This is a genomic window from Rhodococcus sp. JG-3, from assembly GCF_000482405.1.
In the GTDB taxonomy this organism is placed as follows: Bacteria; Actinomycetota; Actinomycetes; order Mycobacteriales; family Mycobacteriaceae; genus Rhodococcoides; species Rhodococcoides fascians.
In genome coordinates, this window is record NZ_KI519398.1 from 1192485 (window position 1) to 1219113 (window position 26629).

The 26629-nt window shown below is 63.8% G+C and carries 23 protein-coding genes; 13 read left to right on the forward strand and 10 right to left on the reverse strand.

The window, feature by feature from the left end; genetic code table 11:
* Positions 1-20 precede the first annotated feature (20 nt).
* From K414_RS0107105 to K414_RS0107115, 3 genes are all read right to left on the reverse strand, one after another.
* Positions 21-902: a carbohydrate ABC transporter permease gene (locus K414_RS0107105; protein ID WP_027495325.1), complete on the reverse strand. Its 882-nt coding sequence runs from the start codon at positions 900-902 to the stop codon at positions 21-23.
* A gap of 5 nt (positions 903-907) precedes the next feature.
* Positions 908-1858 carry a sugar ABC transporter permease gene (locus K414_RS0107110; RefSeq protein ID WP_048317892.1) on the reverse strand — a complete coding sequence of 317 codons (951 nt, stop codon included), beginning with the start codon at positions 1856-1858 and terminating at the stop codon, positions 908-910.
* 185 nt (positions 1859-2043) lie between these two features.
* Positions 2044-3060, reverse strand: coding sequence for a hypothetical protein (locus K414_RS0107115; RefSeq protein ID WP_027495327.1), 1017 nt, complete (start codon positions 3058-3060; stop codon positions 2044-2046).
* 53 nt (positions 3061-3113) lie between these two features.
* On the opposite strand from K414_RS0107115, the gene K414_RS0107120 reads away from it, so the two are divergent.
* Positions 3114-4283, forward strand: a complete 1170-nt coding sequence (locus K414_RS0107120) for a hypothetical protein (protein ID WP_230597480.1) — start codon at positions 3114-3116, stop codon at positions 4281-4283.
* 81 nt (positions 4284-4364) lie between these two features.
* Here K414_RS0107120 and K414_RS0107125 read toward each other — a convergent pair whose 3' ends face one another.
* The gene (locus K414_RS0107125) at positions 4365-5189 is read right to left on the reverse strand and encodes an NAD(P)-dependent oxidoreductase (RefSeq protein ID WP_027495329.1); all 825 of its coding nucleotides are present in this window, start codon (positions 5187-5189) and stop codon (positions 4365-4367) included.
* Between the two features lie 148 nt (positions 5190-5337).
* Between K414_RS0107125 and ugpC the strand changes: the two genes are divergently transcribed.
* From ugpC to K414_RS0107140, 3 genes are all read left to right on the forward strand, one after another.
* Positions 5338-6417, forward strand: coding sequence for a sn-glycerol-3-phosphate ABC transporter ATP-binding protein UgpC (gene ugpC, locus K414_RS0107130; RefSeq protein WP_027495330.1), 1080 nt, complete (start codon positions 5338-5340; stop codon positions 6415-6417).
* Between the two features lie 206 nt (positions 6418-6623).
* On the forward strand, positions 6624-7937 hold the full coding sequence (locus K414_RS0107135) for a potassium transporter TrkG (RefSeq protein ID WP_027495331.1): 1314 nt from the start codon (positions 6624-6626) through the stop codon (positions 7935-7937).
* The gene (locus K414_RS0107140; RefSeq protein WP_027495332.1) at positions 7930-8595 is read left to right on the forward strand and encodes a TrkA family potassium uptake protein; all 666 of its coding nucleotides are present in this window, start codon (positions 7930-7932) and stop codon (positions 8593-8595) included. Before K414_RS0107135 ends, K414_RS0107140 begins: the two co-directional genes overlap by 8 nt.
* Here the strand turns inward: K414_RS0107140 and K414_RS0107145 are convergent.
* Positions 8579-10054, reverse strand: coding sequence for a mannitol dehydrogenase family protein (locus tag K414_RS0107145; RefSeq protein WP_027495333.1), 1476 nt, complete (start codon positions 10052-10054; stop codon positions 8579-8581). The two genes, K414_RS0107140 and K414_RS0107145, sit on opposite strands and share 17 nt — an antisense overlap.
* On the reverse strand, positions 10051-11085 hold the full coding sequence (locus K414_RS0107150; protein ID WP_027495334.1) for an NAD(P)-dependent alcohol dehydrogenase: 1035 nt from the start codon (positions 11083-11085) through the stop codon (positions 10051-10053). Before K414_RS0107150 ends, K414_RS0107145 begins: the two co-directional genes overlap by 4 nt.
* 116 nt (positions 11086-11201) lie before the next feature.
* On the opposite strand from K414_RS0107150, the gene K414_RS26230 reads away from it, so the two are divergent.
* The 5 genes from K414_RS26230 to K414_RS0107175 are packed head-to-tail and all read left to right on the forward strand — an operon-like array spanning position 11202 to position 16507.
* Positions 11202-12227 (forward strand): sugar-binding domain-containing protein, encoded by a 1026-nt coding sequence (locus K414_RS26230; protein WP_032367122.1) that lies wholly within the window; start codon positions 11202-11204, stop codon positions 12225-12227.
* A gap of 14 nt (positions 12228-12241) precedes the next feature.
* Complete coding sequence (locus tag K414_RS0107160; RefSeq protein WP_027495335.1) at positions 12242-13576, forward strand: sugar ABC transporter substrate-binding protein; 1335 nt, start codon at positions 12242-12244, stop codon at positions 13574-13576.
* Complete coding sequence (locus K414_RS0107165) at positions 13573-14523, forward strand: sugar ABC transporter permease (protein WP_027495336.1); 951 nt, start codon at positions 13573-13575, stop codon at positions 14521-14523. Before K414_RS0107160 ends, K414_RS0107165 begins: the two co-directional genes overlap by 4 nt.
* Positions 14523-15389: a carbohydrate ABC transporter permease gene (locus K414_RS0107170; protein WP_027495337.1), complete on the forward strand. Its 867-nt coding sequence runs from the start codon at positions 14523-14525 to the stop codon at positions 15387-15389. Before K414_RS0107165 ends, K414_RS0107170 begins: the two co-directional genes overlap by 1 nt.
* 11 nt (positions 15390-15400) lie before the next feature.
* Positions 15401-16507, forward strand: coding sequence for an ATP-binding cassette domain-containing protein (locus tag K414_RS0107175; RefSeq protein ID WP_027495338.1), 1107 nt, complete (start codon positions 15401-15403; stop codon positions 16505-16507).
* Here K414_RS0107175 and K414_RS0107180 read toward each other — a convergent pair.
* Complete coding sequence (locus tag K414_RS0107180; protein WP_051364980.1) at positions 16504-16977, reverse strand: DUF3995 domain-containing protein; 474 nt, start codon at positions 16975-16977, stop codon at positions 16504-16506. The genes K414_RS0107175 and K414_RS0107180 overlap by 4 nt on opposite strands.
* A gap of 104 nt (positions 16978-17081) precedes the next feature.
* On the opposite strand from K414_RS0107180, the gene K414_RS0107185 reads away from it, so the two are divergent.
* Positions 17082-18770, forward strand: a complete 1689-nt coding sequence (locus tag K414_RS0107185; RefSeq protein WP_027495340.1) for an AMP-binding protein — start codon at positions 17082-17084, stop codon at positions 18768-18770.
* Positions 18771-18948: 178 nt separating this feature from the next.
* Here K414_RS0107185 and K414_RS0107190 read toward each other — a convergent pair whose 3' ends face one another.
* From K414_RS0107190 to K414_RS0107200, 3 genes are all read right to left on the reverse strand, one after another.
* Positions 18949-19734: an alpha/beta hydrolase gene (locus tag K414_RS0107190; RefSeq protein ID WP_027495341.1), complete on the reverse strand. Its 786-nt coding sequence runs from the start codon at positions 19732-19734 to the stop codon at positions 18949-18951.
* Positions 19735-19798: 64 nt separating this feature from the next.
* Positions 19799-21427, reverse strand: coding sequence for an ATP-binding cassette domain-containing protein (locus K414_RS0107195; RefSeq protein ID WP_027495342.1), 1629 nt, complete (start codon positions 21425-21427; stop codon positions 19799-19801).
* A 133-nt stretch (positions 21428-21560) separates the two neighbouring features.
* Complete coding sequence (locus tag K414_RS0107200) at positions 21561-22106, reverse strand: hypothetical protein (protein ID WP_027495343.1); 546 nt, start codon at positions 22104-22106, stop codon at positions 21561-21563.
* Between the two features lie 91 nt (positions 22107-22197).
* Between K414_RS0107200 and K414_RS0107205 the strand changes: the two genes are divergently transcribed.
* The 3 genes from K414_RS0107205 to K414_RS0107215 all read left to right on the forward strand — a co-directional run bounded on the left by K414_RS0107205 (position 22198) and on the right by K414_RS0107215 (position 26576).
* Positions 22198-24027 carry a penicillin-binding transpeptidase domain-containing protein gene (locus tag K414_RS0107205; RefSeq protein WP_027495344.1) on the forward strand — a complete coding sequence of 610 codons (1830 nt, stop codon included), beginning with the start codon at positions 22198-22200 and terminating at the stop codon, positions 24025-24027.
* Positions 24028-24134: 107 nt separating this feature from the next.
* Complete coding sequence (locus K414_RS0107210; RefSeq protein WP_027495345.1) at positions 24135-25796, forward strand: NTF2-like N-terminal transpeptidase domain-containing protein; 1662 nt, start codon at positions 24135-24137, stop codon at positions 25794-25796.
* Positions 25797-25829: 33 nt separating this feature from the next.
* Entirely contained in the window at positions 25830-26576 is a 747-nt protein-coding gene (locus K414_RS0107215) for a sulfite exporter TauE/SafE family protein (protein WP_027495346.1), read from the forward strand.
* Positions 26577-26629 lie beyond the last annotated feature (53 nt).

Below are 26629 nucleotides of genomic sequence, written 5' to 3' on the forward strand. Positions count from 1 at the left end.
TCTCTTTCCGTACGTCATGATCAGCCCTTCACCGCACCGGCGCTGAGGCCTTGGACGAGGTACTTCTGGATGACGGCGAAGACCGCGACCACGGGCACTGCGGCGATCAGACCGCCGGCCGCGAGGACGCCGAAGTCGACGTTGTAGGAGCCGATCGTGTAGCTCAAACCGACTGGGAGAGTGAACTTGTCCTGGCTACTGATGAACATCAGACCGAACAGGAAGTTGTTCCAGCTGCCGATGAATGCGAAGGAACCGACGGCGATCAACCCGGGCCGCAGAAGCGGGAGCATGATGATTCGGAAGGCTTTCAGACGCGAGCAGCCATCGACCATCGCGGCCTCTTCGAGTTCGACGGGGATCTGAGAGATGAAGCCTGCCATCAGCATTGCTGCAAGTGGTAGTTGGAAGACGGTATCGGCGACGATGAGACCGAAGAGGTTGTTCACCAGGCCCATTTCGCGGAAAACCTGGAACAGCGGAATGAGCAGCATCGCGCCGGGGACGAACTGGCTGCACAGCAGAGCCATCACGAGGGGAATCTTGGCGCGGAATTTGAAGCGTGCCAACGCATAGCCGGTCGCCAGCGCGACGAAGGTGGTGAGCACGAGAGACAGGCCGGCCACGATGAGGCTGTTCTTGAAGAAGAAGCTGAAGCCGAGGGTGTTCCAGACGGTGTCGAAATGGTCGAGCGTGATAGGCCAGGGGAGCATCGAATTGGACCCGGCAGGCCGGAACGCGAAGACGATCATCCAGTAGAACGGGACGAGGGTGAAGAGCAGGTAGACGGCCAACGGAAGGCCGACGCTGAACACGCGGGGCTTTGCGCGATGCACGCGCACCTTCTCGGAGTGGTCCTGCGGCGGAGTGGTCACGACGGGACGGTCTGCGGTAGTGGTCATGTGCGTCAGGCCTTATCGCTGTTGAATTTGCTGAGGCGCAAGTAGAGGATCGAGCAGAAGAGCAGGATCACGAAGGCCACGGTGGTCAGAGCCGATCCGTACCCGAAGTCCTGCGCGGTGGTTGCGAGCTGAGAGACGTAGAGCGGCAACGTGGTTGTCACGTCGGCCGGTCCGCCCGCAGTGAGGGTGTAGAGAAGATCGACGTTGTTGAACTCCCAGACCCCGCGCAGCAGGGTGGACAGAATAATCACGGCTTTGAGGTGTGGCAGCGTCACGAACCGGAAGCGTTGCCAGCGGTTCGCGCCGTCCACGTTCGCGGCCTCGTACAGATCCTTGGGCGCACTCTGCAGTTCGGCCAGGATGAGAATGGCGAAGAACGGAACTCCGCGCCAGAGCTCGGCAACGCTGGTGGCCCAGAACGCGGTGTCCGGATCGGCGATCGGCGCGGCGGTACCGTCGCCGATGCCCATGTTGCCCAGCAGTTTGAACAATCCCGTCGACGGGTTGTAGATGAGCAGCCAGATGCCGGTGGTGAGCACCCCGGAGACGGCCCAGGGAGAGAACACCAGGGCACGGGCCAGGCCGCGTCCGCGGAACACCTCGTTGACCAGCAGGGCCAGTCCGAGGCCGAGGATCAGCTGGAACACGACCTGCACGCCCACCCACTTGGCGGTGACGACGAGGCTGTTCCAGAACAGGTCGTCGGCGAACATCAGCTTGAAGTTCTCCAGGCCCGCAAAGCCGTTGTCCCACGGCGTCGTCGGGTTGTAGAACTGCAGGCTGTAGTAGAAGACGCTGCCGACCGGGTAGAAGATGAACACTGCCAGCAGGATGACGACGGGCGCGATCAGGATGTACGGGGCCGAGATGCGGCGCTTGCGTTTCGGTCGAACGGGAGGGATGGCCGCGCTGGACGCGCGGGTACCTCCCGACCGGGGTGGTGTGGTGGTGACCATGGGGACGCTCCGAAGCGTTCGGGGCCGGATGGAAAGCCGGCGAGCGGGTCTGGCGGGATGTCTTCCGACCCTGAGTGAGCCGGGTCGTGCAAGTTTTGTCTGTTCACATATCTGAACGAGCGTCTTCTATGTGAATTTCTGGACCAACTATGACGGCAGTCACAAGCGCTGTCAAGCATTCCCGGTCACACGTGCAGGCTCAACCAGCCGGCCGCCGCGTCCTGCATGGTCGTGGTGAATCGATGCGGTTCCGAAAACCATTGTGTGAACAGTGTTTCCGATTCTCCGTAGTCGCGGCGCAATGATGCCTCGGCGTCGCGCATGCCGGGGATGCCGAAATGGGAGTCCAGCTCAGCGAATTGGACCAACAATGGGGTCGGGGCTGCTGCCCCGGCGATCTCCGGCCAGTCGCACACCGCAGGCAGGCCCGGGGTGATCATCAACCAGGTGGTGTCGTCCGCGTGACCGTTCGCGATATCGGCGAACGTGCTCATCGATGCCGTAATCACTCCTGCCCGCAGGCGATCGCTGCACGCCAGTAGATGTGCGACGCGCACTCCGCCACCGGAGAAGCCGGCAGTGGCGATGCGGTGTGCGTCCACCTCGGGGCACTCCGTCATTACCTGCAGCGCGATCAGGTCCTCGCTCAGCACCTGCCCGGCCAATGAACTGCCCCGTAGCGCTGCCATTTTTGCGAGTCCGTGCTCGTGCTCGCGTGCGGCGGCCTCGTATCTCGGCAGCCCTTCCAGTTGGGCACCGGCACGTCGAGCCCGCTCGGGGAGGTCCTCCCACGGCACCCGGCGACTGCCCCACGGGAACACGTCGTGGACCAGGACTGCGAAACCCGCTGCAACCAGACGGGCGGCGGGCGCGCTGCCGCCGTATCCGCGCCTGCGCAACTCCTCGAGGTCGGGTGCCATGCCGTCAGGGCCCTCTGCCACCTTCTCCTTGCCGTAGAACTTCATCCCGTCGTGACCGTGCATGAGCAGGATCGCGGGCAGTGGAGTCTTTGCGTCCGGGGGCGTCAGCAGCCATGCGGACGTGTCATCCCAGTTCAGCTCCACGCCGGAGATGCCATCGCGTGTCCAGGTCCGACCGCGGGTCACGTGCGGACGCGAAGGATCGTCGAATGCCCCCAGGGCTCGCCGGATCTCTGCTCGTCGCGTGAATCGTGGACAGTTGGGCTCGAATTGTGTTCCCATGTGTGAACTCAGTTCTCTCTATCGAACAAATCAGCCATCGAAGGATGATCTTCATGACCGTCGACCGCATCGTCGCGCACGCCTACCCCTGGGACGTCCTGGGCGATCCGCATTTCGTCGAACGCGCCAACACACTCGGGGTGCACGAGATCTCGCTTGCCGCGACGTACCACTCCACCAGAGCGGCAACCCCGCTGCATCCGCAGCACAAAGTGGTCGACGCCCACCACGCAGCGCTGTATCGACCGGTTCGTCCCGACGCTTGGGCCGGGCACACGATCACTGCGCGGACGGCCGCCTGGGGCGGTGCCGAGGACGCGTTCGGCGAGGCAGCGGGTGTGCTGCGGGAGGCCGGATTCCTGGTGAACGCGTGGATCGTGCTGACACACAGCACAATTCTCGGCCACGCCCATCCCGAGGCGACCGTCGTCAACTGTTTCGGAGATGCCTATCGCTATGCCCTCGCACCAGGGCATCCCGACATCGTGCGTTACAGCGCCACGCTCGCGGCCGAAGCGATCCGCGGCGTCGAAGTACACGGGGTGTCCGTCGAGGCCTGCGGGCAGCTGGGCTTCGCTCATGTCGGACCACACGAGAAGACGGACGGCGCGTTCCCTGGCATCGGCGACACGCTGATGTCGATCAGCTGCACACAGCGCGAGCTCGACGCCTGGAGCGAACGAGGCGTCGACTCGGGGAAGGTGACGCACAAGCTGCGCGACGGTGTCGACGCCCTGTCGGCCGGAACCTTGCCTGCCGGTGCGGCGATCACGGACGTGTTGGCCGCCGACGAGATCGACGCGGTGCTCGCCGTCCGGCACGCCGACGCCGATCACCTTCGCGCGGAAGTGCTTGCCGCCGTGCGTGAACAGGCGCCGTCGGCACGCGTGACGCTGCACGGTCACCCGGATCCATGGAAGACCGGGCCTTCGCCTGCGTTGACCGCCTCCGCGCCCGCCGATGTCGATGCGGTGCTCGTGTCGGCCTGGCCGGGAACGGCCGAGACGGTGTCGGTGGTGCAGGCAACCCGCGCGGCCGTCGGCGACGGGGTGGACGTCGGTGCCTACGTATCGGTACTGCCGCCGAAGAAGCTGGACGAGGTCGCTGCGCATGTGGCCGCGACCCTCGACGCGGGGGCGAACGAGCTGCACCTCTATCACCTCGGTCTCGTCAATCGACCCCAGCTCGATGCGCTGGGGTCGATCGTCACAACGTATTCGTAGGGGTCGACAACGGGTGCTCCACTCGACCGGCCTCGGCGCGGAATCCCGCAGTCCGGGTGGTCGAGTGGAGCAGAGGGTGCATCACCGCATCCGTTGGCCGAGCGGGTGATCACAGAACGCGCCGCCGACTCGCTGTAGGATCGGATCGCTGAACGTCCACTCGTGTTCGGCCAGGAATTGCTCGGCGAACTGTTCCGCGTCGTCGCGAGGCAGGTATCCGATCTCCGCACCCTCGTTGCCCGACCACCATGCGCGCGAGTTCTTCGAGATTCCCCACACGGTGTGAAAACCTTTGGCGCTGTCCGACAGTGAGGCCTCGATCAGTCGCGCAGTGTCGGCGGGCGACATCCAGGTGGCCAGGCCGCGGTAGTTGGGCGGCGCGGCGAAGCTCGAACCGATACGCAGATTGACGACGTCGATACCGAAGCGGTCGTGGTACATCCGGCCGAGGGCTTCGACCGCTGCCTTGCTCCACCCGTAGAATCCGTCGGGTCGCGGAACGGCGTCGCCCGGAAGTGGCGAGTCGCCTGCCTCGTCGTGCGTCCAGAATCCGACTGCGTGATTGCTCGACGCCACCACTATCCGAGAAACCCCCTGCGCCACAGCGGCTTCGAAGACTGCCTGAGTGCCGTCGACGTTCACCGACAGAATGTTGGCCCACGAGTCCTCGGTGCTCAATCCCCCAAGGTGCAGGATTGCATCGACACCGTCCACCGCGGCGGCCACGGCAGCGCGATCGGTGACCGAACCCTGTACGAATTCCTCTGTGGCCGAATCGATGTCGGTGATCTCGGTGATATCGAACAGGCGCAGCGTGCGGCCGGGAGTCGCCAGTAGAGGCCTGAGCATCGCCCCCATGTTGCCTGCGGCCCCGGTGATGAGCACTCGTGAAACGGTGTCGGTCATTCTTCTCGAACTCCTTCGATGGAAACCTTGTAATGGGCATCACAGTAATACATACTTCTAAACGAAGTCAGCATTCTGGCATCCATTCACATACATGAATCTCACTCGGATCGTCCGGCACGTTCCTGCCGGTGAAGGGACCACCATCATGGCCACCGTTGCATTTCAGGGCGTCACCAAATTGTTTCCCGGCGGCGACAAAGCTGCAGTCGACCAGCTCGATCTCGACATCCAGGACGGTGAATTCCTCGTCCTCGTGGGCCCGTCCGGCTGCGGAAAGTCGACGTCGCTGCGCATGCTCGCCGGTCTCGAAGAAGTCGACAGGGGAGCCATCACCATCGGCGGCAAGGACGTCACCGACCATCAGCCCAAGGATCGAGACATTGCGATGGTCTTCCAGAACTACGCCCTGTATCCGCACATGACGGTCGGCGAGAACATGGGATTCGGACTTCGCATCGCCGGCGAGGACAAGGCCGAGATCAAGCGCCGCGTCGAGGACGCTGCCAAGATCCTCGATCTCACCAAATTCCTCGACCGCAAACCCAAAGCGCTCTCCGGCGGCCAGCGTCAGCGAGTCGCCATGGGCCGCGCCATCGTTCGCAAACCCCAGGTGTTCCTCATGGATGAGCCGCTGTCCAACCTCGACGCCAAACTTCGAGTGCAGACCCGCGCGCAGATCTCTGCACTGCAACGCAGGCTCGCCACGACGACCGTGTACGTCACCCACGATCAGGTCGAGGCCATGACGATGGGCGATCGCGTGGCCGTCCTCAAAGACGGTGTGCTGCAGCAGTGTGACTCGCCGAGGCGCATGTACGAACACCCGAACAACGTGTTCGTCGCCGGCTTCATCGGATCGCCTGCAATGAATCTGCTCGAGCTACCGCTCGTCGACGGCGGCGTCCGCTTCGGCGGTGAAGTGGTTCCGGTTCCCCGCTCCGCCATCGCCGGAATCGGCGAGAACACAGTGACGCTCGGTGTGCGGCCCGAGGACCTGCAGATCACCACCGGGGCAGGCCTCGAAGTGACCATCGACGTCGTCGAAGAACTCGGAGCCGACGCCTACGTCTACGGCCAGGCCGATATCAACGGCACGCGTCAGCCCATCGTCGTCCGCGCCGACGGCCGCATCCCACCGGAACGCGGATCGACGATCACGCTCTCCTACGCCGCCGAGCGCACCCACCTGTTCTCCACTGTGACCGGGGAGCGCTTGGTCGACTGATGCCGTAGGCGGTGGAGCGCTGACGCGCATGTGCGCGGGAGTGGAGCCTGCGGAATGACCCAGGTGCGCGGAAACTCGACCCCTGCTACGAAGTTCCGCGCACGTGCCGCGAAGCGGCTCGTCCCACCGGTACTGTCTGCCGGGTGACAGACGCTCACCAGGCATCACGACGGTTCGCGCTCTTCAGGCCGACGCCGGTCAGAGTGATGGCAACGGGTTTCGCGGTGGCCATACTCCTCGGTGCGGGCATCCTGATGGTTCCGGCGGCCACCGTGCCTGGAAACGACACCGGCATTCTGCAGGCGCTGTTCACGTCGACCTCGGCGGTGAGCCTGACGGGTCTGATCGTGGTGGACACCCCGGTGTACTGGTCGGGTCTCGGCCAGGGCGTCATTCTCGGCCTGATTCAGATCGGCGGGTTCGGGATCATGACGATCGCGTCCTTGGTCGGGTTGCTCCTGGCGGATCGGATCGGTCTTCGGGGCAGGTTGAATGCGGCAGCCGAGGTACGCACATCCGGGCTGGGCGACGTTCGTAGCGTCGTCGTGGGTGTGTTTCGCACCAGTCTGATCATCGAGGGTGTTGTCGCGCTCTGTCTGGCGGCGTGCTTCTTCTTCGGATACGACGAGCCCCTCGGGCGTGCGCTCTGGCTGGGGATCTTCCATTCCGTGTCGGCGTTCAACAACGCAGGATTCGCGCTCTTCAGCGACAACATGATCGGGTTCGCCACCGACCCGTGGATCTGTGTGCCGTTGTTGATCGCGGTCGTGTTGGGCGGCATCGGGTTTCCGGTTCTGTTCGAGATCGCCCGTCGTGCCCGATCGCGTGCCCGCGGCGTTCGTTCTCGCAAGCGCTGGACCTTGCACACCCGGATGACGTTGTCCGTCACCGCTGTTCTGTTGGTTCTCGGCCCGACGGTGGTGTTGCTTTTCGAGTGGTCGAGAACCCTGGGCGGATTCGGGTTCTGGGACAAGATGCTCGTCGCGACGTTCCAGGGCGTCATGCCCCGCACCGCAGGCTTCAACAGTGTCGATTACGCGGATGTGGACAACGCGACCCTCTTGATCACCGATGTCCTGATGTTCATCGGTGGTGGCAGCGGCGGTACGGCAGGCGGCATCAAGGTCACCACATTTGCCTTGCTGCTGTTCGTCATCGTGGCCGAAATCCGCGGTGACCGCGAGGTGACGGTGTTCGACCGTCGAATAGATCCTCGGGTGCAACGTCAGGCATTGACCGTCGCGTTGATCGGGGTGGCCCTCATCATGCTGCCGGTGGTGGCGCTGTTGGCCGGTACGAACTTCGACCTCGACGTGCTTCTCTTCGAGGTCGTCTCGGCATTCGCGACGGTGGGCCTGTCCACCGGAATCACCGCACAGTTGCCCGGCTGGGGCCAGATGATTCTGATCGTCCTGATGTATCTGGGCCGCATCGGTTCCATCACTCTGGTCAGTGCTCTCGCCGCCCGCGACCGCGGTCGGCGCTACATGCTTCCCACGGAAAGGCCGTTCATTGGCTAGGAAACCGTCCTCCGACGTCGTCGTCGTTCTCGGTCTCGGCCGCTTCGGTAAGTCGCTGGCGCTGGAACTGATGAGCCAGGGAGTCGAGGTGCTCGGCGTCGACAGCGACGAGGCCGTAGTGCAACGCGTGGCAGACCGTTTGACGCATGCTGTGGTGGCCGATACCACCGACGAGGAGTCGTTGCGACAACTTTCGGTACACGAGTACGACCGCGCCGTCGTGGGCATCGGTTCCAATCTCGAAGCGAGCCTGCTCACCGCATCGGCTCTGGTGAATCTGTCGATGTCGACCATCTGGGCCAAGGCTCTGAGCAACGCGCACGCCAAGATTCTCAGCCAGATCGGCGTCCACCACGTTGTCAGGCCCGAGCACGACATGGGTAAGCGAGTAGCTCACCTGGTACGTGGTCGGATGATGGACTACATCGAGTTCGACGACGGCTTTGCCATGGCGAAGACGTCGCCCCCGGCCTCGCTGCTAGGAAAAACTCTGGGCGAGAGTGGAATTCGCACCAAGCACGGAGTAACCGTCGTTGCAGTCAAGCGTCCGGGTGAAGGGTTCACCTACGCCACGGCAGACACGGTGATCGGCGCAGGCGATACCGTCATCGTCTCCGGCCAGGTTCGAGACACCGAAAAATTCAGCGAGTCGACATGAGCGCCTCCAGGGTCGCGCGCGCACCGTTCTTCTGAAGTGATGTCAGCTGTTTCGTGTACTCGGCGACGAAACGGTCGTTGTCGATCAGATCGCCGAACACTGCGCGATTGGCGATGAAGGCCGTCGGATTCTCTCGCTGACTCCGCGCGATCGGAACGAGTGAATCCCTCAGTTGATCGACGATGTCGATGGGCTCACCGGCCTCGTCGACTGCCTCGGCGTAGCGTGCCCAACTGGCAACGACTGCGGTGGAGCGAGTGATCTCACCGCCGCCCTCGAGATTCTTGCGGATGACGGGCAAGAGCCACTTGGGAATTCGATCCGAGGACTCGGCGCACAGGCGTGCGACGGTGTCGCGGATTTCCGGGTTGGAGAACCGTTCGATGAGCGTGTGCTTGTATTCGGCGAGGTCGATGCCGGGAACGGGTTGCAACGTGGGCGTTGCTTCCTCGTCCATGTAGGCGAGCAGGAACGCGGCGAACTGCGGGTCCTGACAGACTTCGTGCACCAGTCGAAATCCGCTGAGGTAGCCGAAATACGCGAGCGCCTGATGGCTGGCGTTGAGCAGCCGTAGCTTCATCAGCTCGTACGGCGTGACGTCGTCGACAACCTGAACTCCGACGTCCTCGAGAGGGGGTCGTCCCAGCGTGAAGTTGTCCTCGAGCACCCACTGTGTGAACGGCTCACCGGCTACGGGCCACTGATCGTCGATGGCGTAGCGAGCCGAGAGTTCCTCGATCACTTCCGGTGTCGTGACCGGAGTGATGCGGTCGACCATGGAGTTGGGGAACGCCCCTTCTGCGGCGATCCACTCTGCGAGAGCTGGATCCTTCAGGCGGGCAAAGGTGGTGAATGTCGATTGTGCGATGTGGCCGTTGCCTTCGATGTTGTCGCACGACATGATCGTGAACGGCTTCAGTCCGCGTTCCTTGCGCCGTGACAATGCCTCCACGACGAGCCCGAATGTGGTTGCCGGAACGGCCCCGTCCACGAGATCGGCGACGATGGCGGGGTTTTCGACGTCGAACTCACCCGTCGTCGCGGAGAAGTTGTAGCCCCCCTCGGTGATCGTGAGGGAGACGATCCTCGTGGTCTCCGCGGCCATCTTCTCGACGACGGCCTCTGCGTCGTCGGGCGCGAAGAGATATTCGACGATGGATCCGACGACGCGGGTGTCCCACGCGCCGTCGGAATGCTTGAGCGCCAACGTGTACAGGCAGTTCTGCGCCTCCATCACGTCCTTCATCCGGCGGTCTCCGGGAAGTACGCCCACTCCACAGATGCCCCACTCGGACCCTTGCCCCTGTTGTAACAACCGGTCGATGTACATCGCCTGATGTGCTCGATGGAAGCCGCCGACACCGAAATGCACGATGCCTACGGTGACGTCGGAACGGTCGTAGGTGGGAACGGCCACGTCCTCGATGAAGTCGTCGAGATTGCGCGAGTTCAACTTCATACGTTCGTCTCCTTCGATGGGCTCTGGGAAAGACCGGGAATGACAACGGCTTTGATGCTGCCGGGTTGCTTGTCTGCATTCAAGGCATCCTCGACGCGATCGAGGCCGAAACGCGCGGTGACCATAGCATCGAGGTCGACGCGACCGGCCAGGACGAGCTCGCGCGCGATCGGCCACGTGTTGGCGTACCGAAAGACGCCGGTGAGAACCAGTTCTCGGTTCTGAATCAGTGAGATGGGGAGCGGGTAATCCGAGCCGCCCATGCCCACCAGTACGACGGTACCCGCCGGCCGAACAGCATGAATGCCGTCGACGACGGCCCGAGCGGCACCCGACGCGTCGATGAACGCGTCCACTTCCAGCGCACGTACGTCGTCCACTGCTGGATCGAGCACCCGCGTCGCACCGAGTTTCGCGGCATTGTCACGTCTCGGTGCGTCGATGTCACTGACGATCACCTCGGTGGCACCGAAAGCACGGGCCACCTGGGCGGTGACGATGCCGACCGGGCCTGCGCCCGCGATGAGCACGCTGGATCCGGCGGTGATTCCGGCCTTCTGCGCCGACGCGATACCGACCGACAGCGGCTCGAACAGTGCTGCGGCTTCGTCGGAGATCGAGTCGGGGACGTCGTGCGCGAACACCGACTGGATCAGTACGTACTCTGCCAGCGCGCCGTCGATCGGCGGCGTGGCGAAGAATTCCATGGCCGGGCACAGGTTGTAGCGGCCGGCGCGCGACTGGGCGCTGGTGGGATCGGGACGCTGCGGTTCGATGGACACCCGCTGCCCGACGCGGGCGTCGGACACATCGGAGCCGACCGCGACGATCACACCGGCCGCCTCGTGACCGAGGACCAGCGGGCCGTCGACCACGTACTCGCCGATGCGTCCCTCCCGGTAGTAATGCGCATCGGACCCGCACACGCCGACGGCGGTGACCTGGACCAGTACCTCGTCGTGGGCTGGGGTCGGCACCGGCCGGTCTTCCATTCGTATCTCGTGCACGCCGGTGAGCACGCTGGCCTGCATGAACTGTGGCACGGGCCGCTGGATGCGAGGGGGTGTTGTGTAGATCACACCTTAATGTTAGCTTAGTGAGCAGATGAACACGAGCTGAGCATTTGCTCACTGGTCAGGGAGGCGTCATGGACGGATCGGAGCCCGGCGGGGCGAAGTCCGCGCGGTCGGGAGAAGATCTCCGGCTGGCTCTGCGCGCCGCCACCATGTACCACCTCGAAGGTGCGACGCAGGCCGAGATCGCCGTGAAGCTGGGCGTCTCGCGCCCGACTGCAGGACGGTTGGTCGCGCGGGCTCGTTCCCAAGGGCTCGTGACGATCGAGATCAACGTTCCCGACGATCTGCAGGGCACCGTGCATGCGGACGTCGAGCGTGAGCTCGAAGCGAAGTTCGGACTCACCGAGGTGTTGGTCGTCTCGGACGTCATCGACGGCACGGACACCGGCTACGGATCCCTCGGCCGAGCGGCAGCGACGTTGCTCTCGCGTCGACTCAAGGATCGCGACGTCCTGGGGTTCACCTGGGGCCCCGAAACGGTGGCGGTGGCGAGCTCGCTGAAGACCCGATCTACCAAATGTGCTGCGGTGGTACAACTCGACGGCTCCATCACCTCGGCCGACTATCAGACCGGTGTCGAGTACACACTCGGACGGTGCGCTGCGTACCTGCAAGCGACACCCATCAGGCTCAACGCGCCGCTGTACGCCGATCAGGCGACAGTCGTTGCGTTGGAGCAGGATTCCGTGATCTCTCGCGCCCTCAAAGCCGGGACCGATGCCGATGTGATGATGTACGGCATCGGTCCCGTTTCCACGTCCACCACCTTGTTCGAGGGCAGCTTCATCGACCTCGACGTGCTCGAAGAATTGCGCCGCCTCGGTGCAGTCGGCGAGATCGGCGGACGGTTCTACGACGCCGACGGCATCGATACCGGAGGATCACTCCCCGGCCGAACCGTGTCGGTGGGGCTCGACGCCATCAGGGCGTGTGATCGGGCTGTGCTCGTCACCGGTGGGCAACGTAAACACGAGGCGCTCCTCGGTGCTCTGCGCGGCGGACTGGCCTCGATCCTGGTGACCGACATCGAAAGTGCACGCTGGCTCGTTGCGCAAGCTCCTGCAACGGCGACCTCCAATGGAAAGGTATTTCAGTGAGGGTTTTACCGAAAGTGGCTGTCGCGGCGTCGCTTGCGACAACCTTGGTGCTGTCCGGCTGCGCCGGAGCCGGCTCGTTCGGCGGTGACGGTGACGGCAAGACGATCACCGTCGCGATCGTCTCCAATTCACAGATGTCCGACGCCATTTCGCTCGCTCCGGAGTTCGAGGCGGAGAACCCCGGCATCAATCTGAAGTTCGTGTCGCTGTCGGAGAACGAGGCGCGGGCCAAGATCACCGCCTCGGTCGCCACCGGCGGCGGCGAGTTCGACGTGGTGATGATCAGCAACTTCGAGACCCCGCAGTGGGCCGAGAACGGCTGGCTGACCAACCTGTCCGAGTATGCCGACGCAACACCGGGCTACGACGAGGACGACTTCATTCCCACCCTGAAGGAGTCGCTGTCGTACGAGGGGAGCATGTACTCGGTGCCGTTCTACGGCGAATCCTCCTTCCTGATGTACCGGAAGGACCTGATGGAGGCTGCCGGCATCACCATGCCGGAGGAGCCCACCTGGCAGGAAGTCGCCGACGCCGCCGCGAAGCTCGACAGCCCGGACGTATCGGGAATCTGTTTGCGCGGCAAGCCCGGTTGGGGTGAAGTACTCGCCCCGTTGGATACCGTCATCAACGCATTCGGTGGTCGGTGGTTCGACGAGAACTGGAACGCACAGCTCAACAGCCCAGAGGTGGAACAGGCCGTTCAGTTCTACGTCGACCTGGTACGTGAGCACGGTCAGGCAGGCGCAGCGACGAGCGGTTTCAGCGAATGCGGAACGCAACTGTCGCAGGGAAATACGGCAATGTGGTACGACGCCACATCTGCAGTGTCGGTCCTCGAAGACCCGACGTCGTCGAACGTCGTCGGCAAGATCGGATACGCCAAGGCACCGTCGGCCGCCAAGGGCGACAACGGGTGGCTGTACTCCTGGGCCCTCGGAATCCCGAAGACGTCCGAGAATCCGGACGACGCCTGGAAGTTCGTCTCGTGGATGACCAGCAAGGAATACCTGAACAAGGTCGGCAACGAATTGGGTTGGGAGCGAGTGCCTCCCGGCAGCCGTCTGTCGACCTACCAGATTCCCGAATACGAGGAGGCGTCCGCTGCGTACGGTCAGGTCACCCTCGATTCGATCAACGGCGCGGATCCGAACAATCCCACTGTGGATCCGGTTCCGTACACCGGAGTGCAGTTCCTGACCATCCCCGAGTTCCAGGACCTCGGAACCCGCGTCAGTCAACAGATCAGCGCCGCAGTAGCAGGACGAATCAGCGTCCACGACGCGCTCGAACAAGCGCAGCAATACGCCGAAGTGGTCGGTAAGACGTACCAGGAGGACCAGGGATGACCACCACCGCAACACGATCGGCGCAGGCCGATTCCGAGGAGTTCGTACCGAGACCGAGGACGATCTCCAAGGCCGAAGGGTGGCGTCGCCGCGGCCCGCTGCTGCCGGCCATGGTGTTCGCCATTCTCGTCACCCAGGTTCCGTTCCTGTTCACGTTGTACTACTCGACGCAGTCGTGGAACCTCGTGCGACCGGGTTCGCAGAAGTTCAACTGGCTCAACAACTACGTCGCGGTGTTCCAGGACAGCCAGTTCCGTGAGGTCGCCCTCAACACGGTGATCATGATCGTCGGAACCGTCATCATCTCGGTGGTTCTCGGGTTGTTCCTGGCTCTGCTGTTGGACCGGAAGTTCATCGGCCGCAGCCTGATTCGCACCCTACTGATCACCCCGTTCCTCATCACCCCGGTAGCTGGCGCGTTGATCTGGAAGACCACGATGTTCGATCCCGTCTTCGGCCTGATCAACTTCGCGCTGAGCCCGTTCGGTGTCGATCAGATCGACTGGGTCTCGCGCTACCCATTGCCCGCCGTCATGGCGAACCTGATCTGGCAGTGGACTCCGTTCATGATGCTGCTGATCCTGGCCGGCCTGCAGTCGATGCCGAAGGACATTGCCGAGGCGGCACGGGTCGACGGGGCAGGGCCGATCAAGCTCTTCCGTGAGCTGACCCTCCCGCATCTGCGCCGATTCATCGAGCTCGGTGCGGTGCTCGGGGCCATCTATCTGGTCAACACCTTCGACGCGGTCTACATGATGACCTCCGGCGGACCGGGTGTGGCGAGCGCGAACCTGCCGTTCTACATCTACCAGCGAGCGTTCCTCGGCTTCGACATCGGCCAGGCCGCGGCCATGGGCGTCGTCACCGTCGTGGCCACCATCATCGTCAGCACCCTGGCGCTGAGACTGATCTTCAAGAGCTTCAGCGGAACCGAGGAGGCTGCGTGATGAGTACCGCAACTGTGGACAAGACAACTACTTCCGCGCCGATCAAGCGCAAGAGCAAGTGGGGCCCGGGGTCCATCTGGTCCTTCGTCGCCTGGGTCGCAGGCATCGCGTTCTTCTTCCCGGTGCTGTGGATGGTCCTCACCGGTTTCAAGCAGGAGGCCGACGCCTACTCCGACCCGCCCAAGCTGTTCTTCACACCTACTCTCGATCAGTATCGAGGGGTCCTGGAGAGCGGCATCGGCACGACGTTGCTGAACTCGGCGTTCGCGACCGTCGTCTCGACGATCTTCGTTCTGCTGCTGGGTGTTCCGGCTGCCTTTGCCCTGTCGCTGCGTCCGGTCAAGAAGACGAAGGACGTGCTGTTCTTCTTCATCTCCACCAAGATGCTGCCCGTCGTCGCCGCGATCGTCCCGCTGTACGTCATCGTCGGTGACATCGGAATGCTCGACAACATCTGGACTTTGGTCGTGCTGTACACCGCGATGAATCTTCCGATCGCCGTGTGGATGATGCGATCGTTCTTCCTCGAAGTGCCGAGCGAGCTGCTCGAAGCCGCGAGTATGGACGGCGCGTCACTGTGGACCTCGGTACGTGAGGTGATCCTGCCGCTGGTCTCGCCCGGCATCGCGGCCACGTCGTTGATCTGCGTCATCTTCTCGTGGAACGAATTCTTCTTCGCAGTCAACCTCACTGCCGTTCAGGCCCAGACGATTCCGGTGTACCTCGTCGGATTCATCACCGGTCAGGGCCTGTACTGGGCCCAGCTTTCCGCAGCTGCGACGTTCGCAGCACTTCCCGTCGTCCTTGCCGGATGGTTCGCGCAGAACAAGCTCGTGCGCGGCCTGTCCTTCGGCGCAATCAAGTAGGAGAAAGTCTTATGGCTGCAATCACGTACAAGAAGGCATCCTGCGTCTACGAAGGTGCCGACAAGCTCGCCGTCGATTCACTCGACCTCGACATCCAGGACGGCGAATTCGTCGTGCTGGTCGGGCCTTCCGGCTCCGGCAAGTCCACTGCTCTGCGGATGCTCGCCGGTCTCGAGGAGATCGACGGTGGTGCCATCGAGATCGGTGGCAAGAACATGGTGGGTGTGCCGTCGAAGGATCGGGACATCGCGATGGTGTTCCAGAATTACGCCCTGTACCCCAACAAGACCGTCGGGGAGAACATGGGTTTCGCCCTGAAGATGCGTGGTGTGTCCCTCGAGGAGCGCACGAAGAAGGTGGCCGAGGCCGCAAAGATCCTCGACCTCACCGAGTACCTGGATCGCAAGCCCGGCAAGCTCTCGGGTGGTCAGCGTCAGCGAGTTGCCATGGGGCGTGCCATCGTTCGTGAGCCGCAGGTGTTCTGCATGGACGAGCCCCTGTCCAACCTCGACGCGAAACTGCGAGTCCAGACGCGAACGCAGATCGCGGCGTTGCAGCGTCGACTCGGCACCACGACGGTCTACGTCACGCACGACCAGGTCGAGGCCATGACGATGGGTGATCGCGTTGCCGTGTTGCGCGGTGGCAAACTGCAGCAGTTCGCCTCTCCCACAGATCTGTACGACAACCCCGTCAACGCATTCGTCGCCGGCTTCATCGGCTCGCCTGCAATGAACCTGATGACGGTTCCCATCGGCTCGGGTGGCGTTCAGATCGGCTCGTTCCTGCTTCCGCTCGAACGCGACGAGCTGACCAAGCTCGCGAGCCTCGGCCTCGACAACGTCACCGTCGGGCTACGCCCGGAGCAGCTCGGCATCGTGCAGGGCGGCGGCGAAGGCTTCGAGGGCAAGGTGGATCTGATCGAGGAACTCGGCAGCGAGTCCTACCTCTACGCACACCTCGACGACCCGAAGGTCAAGGGGCTCGACGGCGGGCCGGTCTCACTCGTCGCCCGCTCGGCCGTTCGAGCTCCGGCCAAGATCGGCGAGAGCATCGGGCTGACGCGACTCGACGGTGCGATCCACCTCTTCCACCCTGAGACGGGGGAGCGCATCTAACGCGGTTGGTACGGGACTTTTCTGGACAGGATCAGTGCCGTCAGAAGCGCTGCGCCCCAGAGCAGGAAGATGCCGTCGAAGAACAGGTGACCGTACTTGACTGATCGGTTCTCGTCCGAGACGACCAATCCGATCACCGCTCCGATGAACGACGCACCGCCCCAGACAATTAGCAGTACAGAGCCGGGCCAGGATATGCCGAAGATCAACGACGGCACCCTCGTCCGGTTCTGTGCTGCCAGGCGCGGCCGGTTCAGATAGGCGAGGGCCGGAAGAATTGCTGCGGCGAGTTTGACGAGGGCAAGCACCAGCAGTGCCGTTCGTGCCGTTGCCGGTTCGGAGTCGACCCACTCCGTGGCGAAGGCACCGACGGTGTCGAGCAGCCATCGACCGCCTGCAGCCCAATAGGCGGAGAACGCGGCGTGAATGATCCCCAGTACGCACGCGATCGCAAAGAATCGGATGGCCACGGTGATCGAGGCTAGCCGAGTTGCCACCCCCGTTCAGGGGTAGCGAGGAATTGTTCATCTCCCCTACCGTGGCGGTGATGGGCATCACAGGCGCAGGAGGAAACATGGTCGACTCGGCATATATGGCATTCAGAAACGCACGCGATCTTCTGCTCGACACCTACGGCGACTACGACCGTGCGGTAGCGACTTTCGAATGGCCGTCGTTCGGCGAAACGTTCAACTGGGCCATCGACTGGTTCGACGCGGTTGCCCGTGGCAACGACGGCATCGCGTTGTGGATCGTCGAAGAGGACGGCAGCGAGGCCAAATACAGTTTCGACGACATGGCGCGTCGCTCCGATCAGGTGGCTCGTTGGCTCGAATTGCAGGGAATCGGCCGCGGCGACTCGGTGATCCTGATGCTGGGCAACCAGGTGGAACTCTGGGAGTCGATGCTCGCGGTGATGAAGCTCGGAGCGGTCTTGATGCCGACGACCACGGCCATCGGGCCCGCCGACCTGACCGACCGAGTGGTGCGCGGCAATGCTCGCGCCGTGATCGTGAACCCCTCTGACACCGGCAAATTCGACGACGTGCCCGGAGACTATCTGCGAATCGCCACTACCGCCCACGATGGTTGGATCGACTATTCGGATGCCCGCTCCGTCGAGGCCAGGCCGTTCGAGTCCGTCACCGTACCCACCGACCGCCTGCTGATGTACTTCACCTCCGGTACCACCAGCAAGCCGAAACTCGTCGAACACACTCAGATCTCTTATCCCGCAGGGCATTTGAGCACGATGTACTTCCTCGGACTACGCCCGGGCGACGTGCACCTGAACATCAGCTCGCCGGGCTGGGCCAAGCATGCGTGGAGCTGCTTCTTCGCACCGTGGATCGCCGAGGCGACCATCTTCATCTACAACTACGGCAAGTTCGACGCGAAGGCATTGCTCGAGCAGATCCGCCGGGCCGAGGTGACGACGTTCTGCGCGCCACCGACCGTGTGGCGCATGCTGATTCAGGCAGACCTCGCTGGCGGGGGTGGTTCACTGCGTGAGGCAATCGGTGCCGGTGAGCCGCTCAACCCAGAGGTGATCTCGCGGGTACAGCAGGACTGGGGCCTGAACATTCGGGACGGCTTCGGCCAGACCGAAACCACTGCGCTGGTTGCCAATACGCCGGGTGCGGTGCTGAAGTCCGGATCGATGGGCCGGCCACTGCCCGGCGTCCCCGTGGTGATCGTCGACCCCACCACCGGCGAACTGGCCGACGAGGGCGAAATCTGCCTCGACCTGGCGCAGCAGCCGTTCAACCTGATGACCGGCTATCTCGGCGACCCCGAACGCAACGCTGCCGTCATGGCCGACGGTTACTACCACACCGGTGACGTCGCATCGCGGGATTCCGAGGGCTACATCACCTACGTCGGCCGCACCGACGACGTCTTCAAGGCCTCGGACTACAAGATCTCCCCGTTCGAGCTCGAAAGCGTGCTGATCGAACACCCCGCGGTGGCCGAGGCGGCCGTCGTTCCGGCTCCCGACGAGACGCGGTTGGCCGTCCCCAAGGCGTACGTTGCGCTCGCAGCTGGCTGGGAACCCAACGAAGACACGGCATTCGAGATCTTGAAGTACGCCCGCGAGCACCTGGCCCCGTTCCTGCGAGTTCGGCGTATCGAGTTCTTCGAGCTACCCAAAACCATCTCGGGCAAGATCCGCCGCGTGGAATTGCGCGCCCGCGAGGACGCAGCCGTCGGACCACTGGACAGCGAGTGGCGTGACGACCAGTTCCCTGCGCTGAAGAGGTGACGTGAGCGCCCATTATTCGCTGCTGGAGGCGGGATCCCGATTCTGGACGCGAATTGTGGGCGCTGAGCTCAGTTGTGGGTGGGGCCGGCAGGGTCGGTTGTCGTAGGTGACGTGAGCGCCCACTATTGGCTGCTCGCGGCGGGATCCCGATTCTCCAGGCGAATTGTGGGCGCTCAGATCAGTTGCTCCAGAACCGCTCGAGGAATTCGAGCACCTCGTCCGATGCGGCCATCGTCGTCGCATGGTCGAACCCGCGAACGATGTGCAGTTCGGAGTCGGGCACCAGGGCGGCGGCGGCACGGGTGTCGCCCAGCCGGGTTCGATCCTCGCTGCCGACGTAGAACAGCGACGCCTGCGTGAAGTGCTGCAGGACGTCGTCGGGTAGACCGGGATCGGCGTCGGACGCTCGGATGTACGCAGCCATGGCCTGAGCATCGTTGGCGGAGAACACCGCTCGTGTTCCCGGGTCGATGGGGAACATGCGGTGCTCGTTCCATGCCTCGAGGAACCCGTTCATGCCGCTGCGCTCCAACACGTCCGCGCAGCCCGGGAAGAACAGCCTGTCGAACGCTCCCGCCTGAGCGCCGTGACTACCGCCGCCTACCGCGAGTGAACGCACGCGTTCGGGCCTCGCCGCCGTCAACGCGAGACCGGCCCGCGCACCGAACGAATAGCCGAGATAGTCGACGGTCGGAGCGCCGACCGCGTCGAGAACCGACGTCAGATCTCCGACGATATTGGCCATGGCATAGGCGTCGGGAGTATGGGGCTTCTCGCTGCGGCCATGACCGCGACTGTCGACCAGTATGAGCTGCCGAGTCCCGCGCAACGCCTTCACATATCCGAACGTCCGCCAAATCGTGTGCGTCAGGAAACTGCCGTGCACCATCAACAACGGCGGCCCGGACCCCACCACCGTGTACGCGATCTGCGTCCCATCATCTGCATTCGAGGCGTATTCCACCTTCCGATTCTGACCCTGGACGTCCACTCAACGTGACATTGACCCCCGAAAAGGCCACCGAACGTCACATTGACTCCTCCCGGGTGGGTGTTTCCGCGGCCGACTCGGCCGACTCGGCCGACTCGTTGGGCTGGGCGATCGGCGTCAGGTCGATGGTGCGGGTAGGGGCGATCGCGTCGAGGAACGGGCGATCGTGGCTGGCGATGATCAGTGCACCCTCGAATGTGTTCAGTGCGTCGATGAGGTGTTGGCGGCTGGTGATGTCGAGGTTGTTGGTGGGCTCGTCGAGCATCAGTAGTTTCGGTGCAGGCTCGGACAGCAGGATTCGTGCCAGTGCGGCTCGCAGTCGCTCGCCTCCGGAGAGGGTGGCGACGACGGCGTCGGCGTCGGATCCGCGGAAGAGGAATCGGGCCAGTTGGCCACGGATCTGCTCGGCGGTGGCGTGCGGTGCCACGTCGGCGATGTTCTCGGCAACGGTGCGTGATTCGTCGAAGATGTCGAGGCGTTGCGGAAGGTATTTCCACGGCATTTCGGCCTCGGCGGCGTCGAGACTGCGGAGCAGGGTGGTCTTACCACTTCCGTTCGGCCCGACGAGTGCGATGCGTTCGGGACCGACGATGTGAACGTCGTCATGAGTCAGAACTACCTGTCCCGGATGAACTTTCGTTGCGGGTAGGTCGACGCGTATCTCGCGGTCGTCGCGCAGGAGATCCTCGGCGGCGGACAGTGACGTCCGGGCATCGTCGACGCGATCGCTGTGGGTACCGCGTAGTTTGCCGGCCGATTCCTGTGCGGCCCGCTTGCGTCGGCCCGCAAGGACCGGCGGTACGCGCTTCTGCTCCGCCATCTTCTTGCCGTAGCGCAACCTGCGATCCAGTTTGATTTGTGTGTCGACCAATTCGCGTTCCTGCTTGCGCACGTCGTTCTTGGCGTCTCGGATGCTCGCCCGCGCGGCTTCCTGCTCGGCGTCGATCACCGATCGGTAGTGCGTGTAGTTTCCACCGAACATGCGTACTCGGGAGGTGCCGCTGCGTTCGGCGCGGACCTCGGCGATGGTATCGACACGCTCGAGCAATTCGAGGTCGTGGCTGCAGACGACGAGTACCCCCGAGTATCCGTCCACGGCCGCATACAGTCGTTCTCGTGCAACGAGATCCAGGTTGTTGGTCGGCTCGTCCAACAGCAGTACGTCTGGTTCGGCGAGCAATTGCGCGGTGAGAGCCAGCAGCATCGCTTCGCCACCGGACAGCGTGCCGACCGGTCGATCCAGGTCGTCGAGGGAGCCGACGAAGCCGCCCAGACCGAGCTTGTTCAGCAACGCCAGCGCGCGCTCCTCGACGTCCCAGGCCGATCCGACGATGGCGAAATCGTCCTCGGAAGATGTACCGGATTCGATGCGATGCAATGCCTTTCGGACCGAATCGATGGCCAGCACGCGATCCACCGGGAGCTCGGGGTCGAGTGCGATGTCCTGACGGAGATAACCCAGGACGCCGGGCATCGAGATCGAACCGCGCTGCGGTGTCAGTTCTCCGGCGAGCAATCTCAGGAGGGTCGACTTTCCGGCACCGTTCGATCCGACGAGACCTGTTGTGCCGCTGGGGAAGATGGCCGACAACGCGTCGAACACGGGGTCGCCGTCGGGCCAGGAGAACGTCAGATCGGAGACAGAGAGGGAAGATGAATGAGGCATGGATGCTCCAAAGGTGTGCGTGCGGTCGAACTGCAGGCGTCTAGAACCTTTGGAAGAGCAATGGCCTCTCCGAATCTGTGGGCAACAAGGCGATCTCCACGCTAATGCCGAACGTGGGCAATCCGCAAGCGATTTAGACCGAGGGCCCCTTCTTGCGTAGTTCGTCCACTGTCGACATGGCTCCGCGCAGTTCGTCCAACCAGTCCTGCGTGTGCTCGCCGACCAACTTCACGGCCCACGACAGAGCGTCTGCACGAGACCGCGCGACTCCGGCATCGACGAGGGTGTCGAGGACGCGTCGTTCGGGCTGACGCAGGCGGGTCATGACCGGGACGGCCAGGTGGGTGAACAGGACTACCTCGGAATCGGTCCGAACGCCCCAGGCGACCTTGCGTCCGTAGCGCTTCTCGGCCTCGTCGGCAATCTGCATGCGCTCGGCCCGTGTGCCTCCTCGGAATCGGGCGATGCGGCCTTCGGTGGCGGCAGGTGAACTGCCCTCCTCGGTGGGCAACGTCCCGACCACAACGATCTCTTCGCGATCCACCTCGACCGACGCGGTGCCCTCGAACCAGCTGTCGGGCAATCTGCCGCCGAACCAGTCGCCGGCATCGGTGGCGTCGGGAACATCTGCGTGCTGCCAGCCACCGGGGCGACCGAACGAGCGTCCACTGGGTTTCATGGTGACTCCTCTGTAGGTTCAGTAATACTGATTACATGATTACACCCCATCTCGGGTTCGCGCCACCGCCGATTCGTCGGAGGCCTGGGGCATGATCGACTCCGTGCGCACAACGAGAAGACCGACGACTCTGGCCGCAATCGTGTCCGTGCTGGCCCTGGTGGTCGCTGCCTGCGGAAACAGTGGGCCCGATCAGCCGCAGACGGTCGCCGAGCAGTTCGCGGCCGCCGTCAGCAGCTCGAACATCGATCAGGCAGCCGCGCTGACGACCGATCCCGCGGGCGCGGGCGCCGCGCTCACCCAGCTGTACGACGGGCTGTCCGGCGGCGGAACGGTGACGGCCACTCCCGATTTCCAGGCTGTCGACGCGAACGAGGATGCGGGCACGTTCACGCTGAACGCCGGTTGGCGCTTCTCGACCACCACCGACGGCACGGCGGAACCGGACGGCCAGCCGAAGGAGTGGAACTACACGACATCTGCGACCGCGGCGGAGACTCCGCAAGGGTGGAAGATCACCTGGGACCCGGCCATCTTGGTCCCCGGACTGACGGCCGATTCCTCGGTCCGATTCACCCCGACCGACGCGCTGGTCGCGCCCAGGGTGTTCGATGCCAACGGCAGCGAGCTCATGTCGCAGCAGGTCGTCACCCTCGTCAACGTCGATGCGACGGCCGATCCGGTGGCCGTCGCCGCTCTCGTCGGATCCGTCGTTCCCGGGATCACGGCCCAGTCTGTTGCGTCGTCTGTTGCTGCTGCACAGGGTAATTCGGCGACCGTAGTCTCGCTCCGTCAGGCGGATATCGATCCCATCGGCGCGCAGCTCGCAGCCGTTCCGGGAGTCACCCTGGCACCACAGACTCGGCTGCTGGCCACCGATCGCAATCTTATCTCGCCGGTTCTCAGCGACCTGACGACGCTGTGGGAACAGGAGCAGACGGCCAATCGAGGCTGGGCGATCCAGTCGGTCGCTGCCGACAACACCGTCACCCAGCTTGCCGGTCGCGATGCCTCCACCGGTGACGACATCGCGACCACCGTCGACTCGGCGTTGCAGATCAAGGCCGAGAACGCCCTGGCGTCGGTGCCGCAGCAGGCTGCGATCGTCGCGCTTCGGCCGTCCACCGGAGAGGTTCTCGCCGTCGCACAGAACGCCGCGGCGGATGCGGAAGGCCCGATTGCTCTGACCGGTCTCTACCCGCCCGGGTCGACCTTCAAGACGGTCACCACCTCGGCTGCTCTGCAATCCGGTGCCGTCACCCCCGACACGGTGTTGCCGTGCCCGGCGACGGAAAACATCGAGGGACGTCAGATTCCCAACGACGACAACTTCGCGCTCGGCGACGTTCCGTTGCACACTGCCTTCGCGAAATCGTGCAACACGACGATGGGCCGACTCGGCGTCGCCCTGCCGCCGAACGGTCTGACCGACGCGGCCGCGCAGTACGGCCTCGGCGTCGACTACGTGACCCCGGGCCTGACGACCGTCACCGGTTCGGTGCCGTCGGCCGACACCCCGGCGCAGCGCGTCGAATCCGCCATCGGCCAAGGGCAGGTGACTGCGTCGCCGTTCGGTATGGCGCTGGTCGCGTCGTCGATCGCGAACAACGGATTGCTCCCGCCGACGGTCGTCTCGGGTAAGCCCGGCGTGGGAAACATGCAGCCGGCAGCGGTGAACCCACAGGTCACCGAGCAGATCAAGGCCATGATGCGCGAGACCATCACCGGTGGTACGGCTACGGCACTGAACGACATTCCTGGGCTGCTCGGCAAGACCGGAACCGCCGAATTCGGGCCGAACAACGAAGGAGCGCACGGCTGGTTCGTCGGAATCTCCGATGATCTCGCGTTCGCGGTCTTCGTGAACAACGCGGGAAGTTCGGCACCCGCCATCGAGGCTGCAGGACGCTTTCTGAGGTAACAGCCCGAGGTAAACGGACCACTCCGTATCTCAATCGTGACCGGCTCGTATGAATCCCGTGCTTGTTACTCGTGTGACTACAGTGAATATTGTGACTCATGAGTTCTATGAGTCGTGTCCGTCGTGGCCCGCGCAAGGTCCGCGGTCGCTACCTCGTCGCAGTTGCAGCATCGGCGACGCTGTCGGTCTCGGCCGTGTTCTGGATGGTCGACCGCCCACCGAGCGAGGCCGAGGTATTGGTCTCCAAATTTGTCGACGCGCTGGACAACCGCGATGTCGCGGCGGCGGCCGCACTGACGACGTACCCGAACGCCGCGACGGCAGCTCTGAATCAGATGTTCGACGGTTTGTCGGCCGACGGCAGATCGACGGGCGACTTCGACCTGACGCAGTACATGGATCTCTCCGACGAGAGCGGATTCTTCACGCTCGCGTCCGCCTGGAATTTCGGCGAGGGCAAGGACTGGAAGTACAGCGCTCAGGGCGCAACCAAGAAGCTCAGTGTCGGCTGGCGTATCGCGTGGGATCCGGCCACGCTCGTTCCGGATCTGACCTCGGGCGGGTCGGTTCGCTACACCCGCACCGACGCCGCTCCGCCGTTGATCTTCGATTCCGCGAACAACGTGCTGATGAGTGAGCGGACCATCAACGCCATCTCTCTCGACCCCGCCCAGATGAGTGATCCGGCGGCGTCGACTCAGCAACTCGCCGATGTCATCGACGTCGTCGCGCCGCTGATCACCTCCGAATCGCTACTGAAGGAACTCGATTCGGCCCACGGAGCTCCGATCACCGCAGTGACACTGCGCGACGACGACTTCGCCGTGCTCGAGGACGATCTGCGAGCGGTGCCGGGAGTGGTGGTCGCCCCGCAGCCGAAGCTCATCGTCGACGACCGTCGAATCACCTCCCCGGTGCTCGACTCCCTGCGCGCCGCATGGCAATCCGGCCGCGACGCCACGGCAGGCTGGGCCGTCGACACCTACACCGTCGACGGAACCGGTGAACGACGCGTGGGATTCCAGGGACCGGGCGGGCCGGACCTGCACGCAACACTCGATCCGCGCGTCCAACTCGCGGCCGAAAACGCTGTGGTGATGGCAGGTACATCCGCGTCGATCGTGGCGGTGTCCACGTCGACCGGTGCGATACTCGGTGCGGCACAGAACAGTTACGCCAACGAGCAGGGCGACGTGGTGTTCGCCGGCTCCTATCCGGCCGGCACCGCGTCGGAATTGATCAAAGCCGTGCAGGCCGACCGAGGCGACGACAGTGCCGAAGACGCGGCGGCACGCCTGGGTCTGGGAATTCACTATGCGATGCCCGGTCTCGACGCCTACACCGGCACCCCCGCCGACAGCCGGAGCGCGATCGACGGTATTCGGAACGTCTCCACCGCATCCGGAGCCGAGGCGACGGTGACACCGTTCGGGCTTGCCCAGATGGCAGCAGCGATCTCCCGCGGAAGCGCGCCCACGCCGGCCATCGTTGCCGGGCAGACTGCAGTGGCAGACCGCGCAGCCGAGCCCATGGGCCCCGACGCTGCAGCCCGCTTGCGTGAGATCGTGGCCGCATCGTCGAACAGCAGTGGTCTCGATACGTTCGACGGCGTCCAGGGATTTGCCGGGGAGAGCGGCGATGATCGCTTCGTGCTCGCCACCAGTGGCGATGTTGCCTTCGCCGTCTACATCGAGGACGCCGACGGTGGAGATCAGGCAGTGCGGATGACGAGCCGCTTGCTGCAGGAGATGGCGAACCCCGTCGAATAGGGGCTCGATCGTTAGGCACGGTAGTTTTGTTCGGTGACTGTGCTCGATTTCGGACTACTGGTGGTGGCCGGGTTCTTCGCCGGCCTCATCGGGTTCGTCACCGGGCTCGCATCCCTCGTGTCCTATCCGGCGCTGTTGGCGGTAGGGCTTCCCGCGGTCTCGGCGAACGTCACCAACACCGTCGCGCTGGTCGCTGCCGGAGTGGGTGCGACTACGAGCTCGTCGGCCGAACTCGCCAAGGACGGCAAACAGCTGATTCGCTACGCCGTCTACTCGGCGCTCGGCGGGACCACCGGAGCCATCCTGTTACTCGTCACTCCGGAGGGATCGTTCGAGGTCATCGTGCCGTTCCTGGTCGCGATGGCTGCGATTGCACTGCTGCTGCAGCCCAAAATCCGAACGTTGTCCGGCGGCAGGCAATTTCCGACGCTGTACCCGCTGGCGCTGTTCGCCGTCGCCATCTACGGGGGCTACTTCGGAGCCGGAGCCGGGGTTATCTTCCTGGCTCTGGCGCTGATCTGTACGTCCGATACGTTCTGGCGCGCAAGCATTCTGAAGAGCTTCTTCCTCGGCATCGCCAATCTCATTGCGGCGATCATCTTCTCGTTCTCCGGCCACGTGAACTGGTGGGCCGCTCTGGCTCTCGCAATCGGCTGCTTCGTCGGCGGTGCCTGCGGGCCACCGACCGTCAAGGTGATCTCGCCGATCGTGCTCCGCGTCGGCGTCGGCATTCTGGGACTCGGCCTCGCCGGCTGGTTGGGGTACCAGGCATTCGGCTGACGTCGTAGGTGATCTGAGTGTCCACCATTTCAGCCGGGAGGCGCGATCCCGCT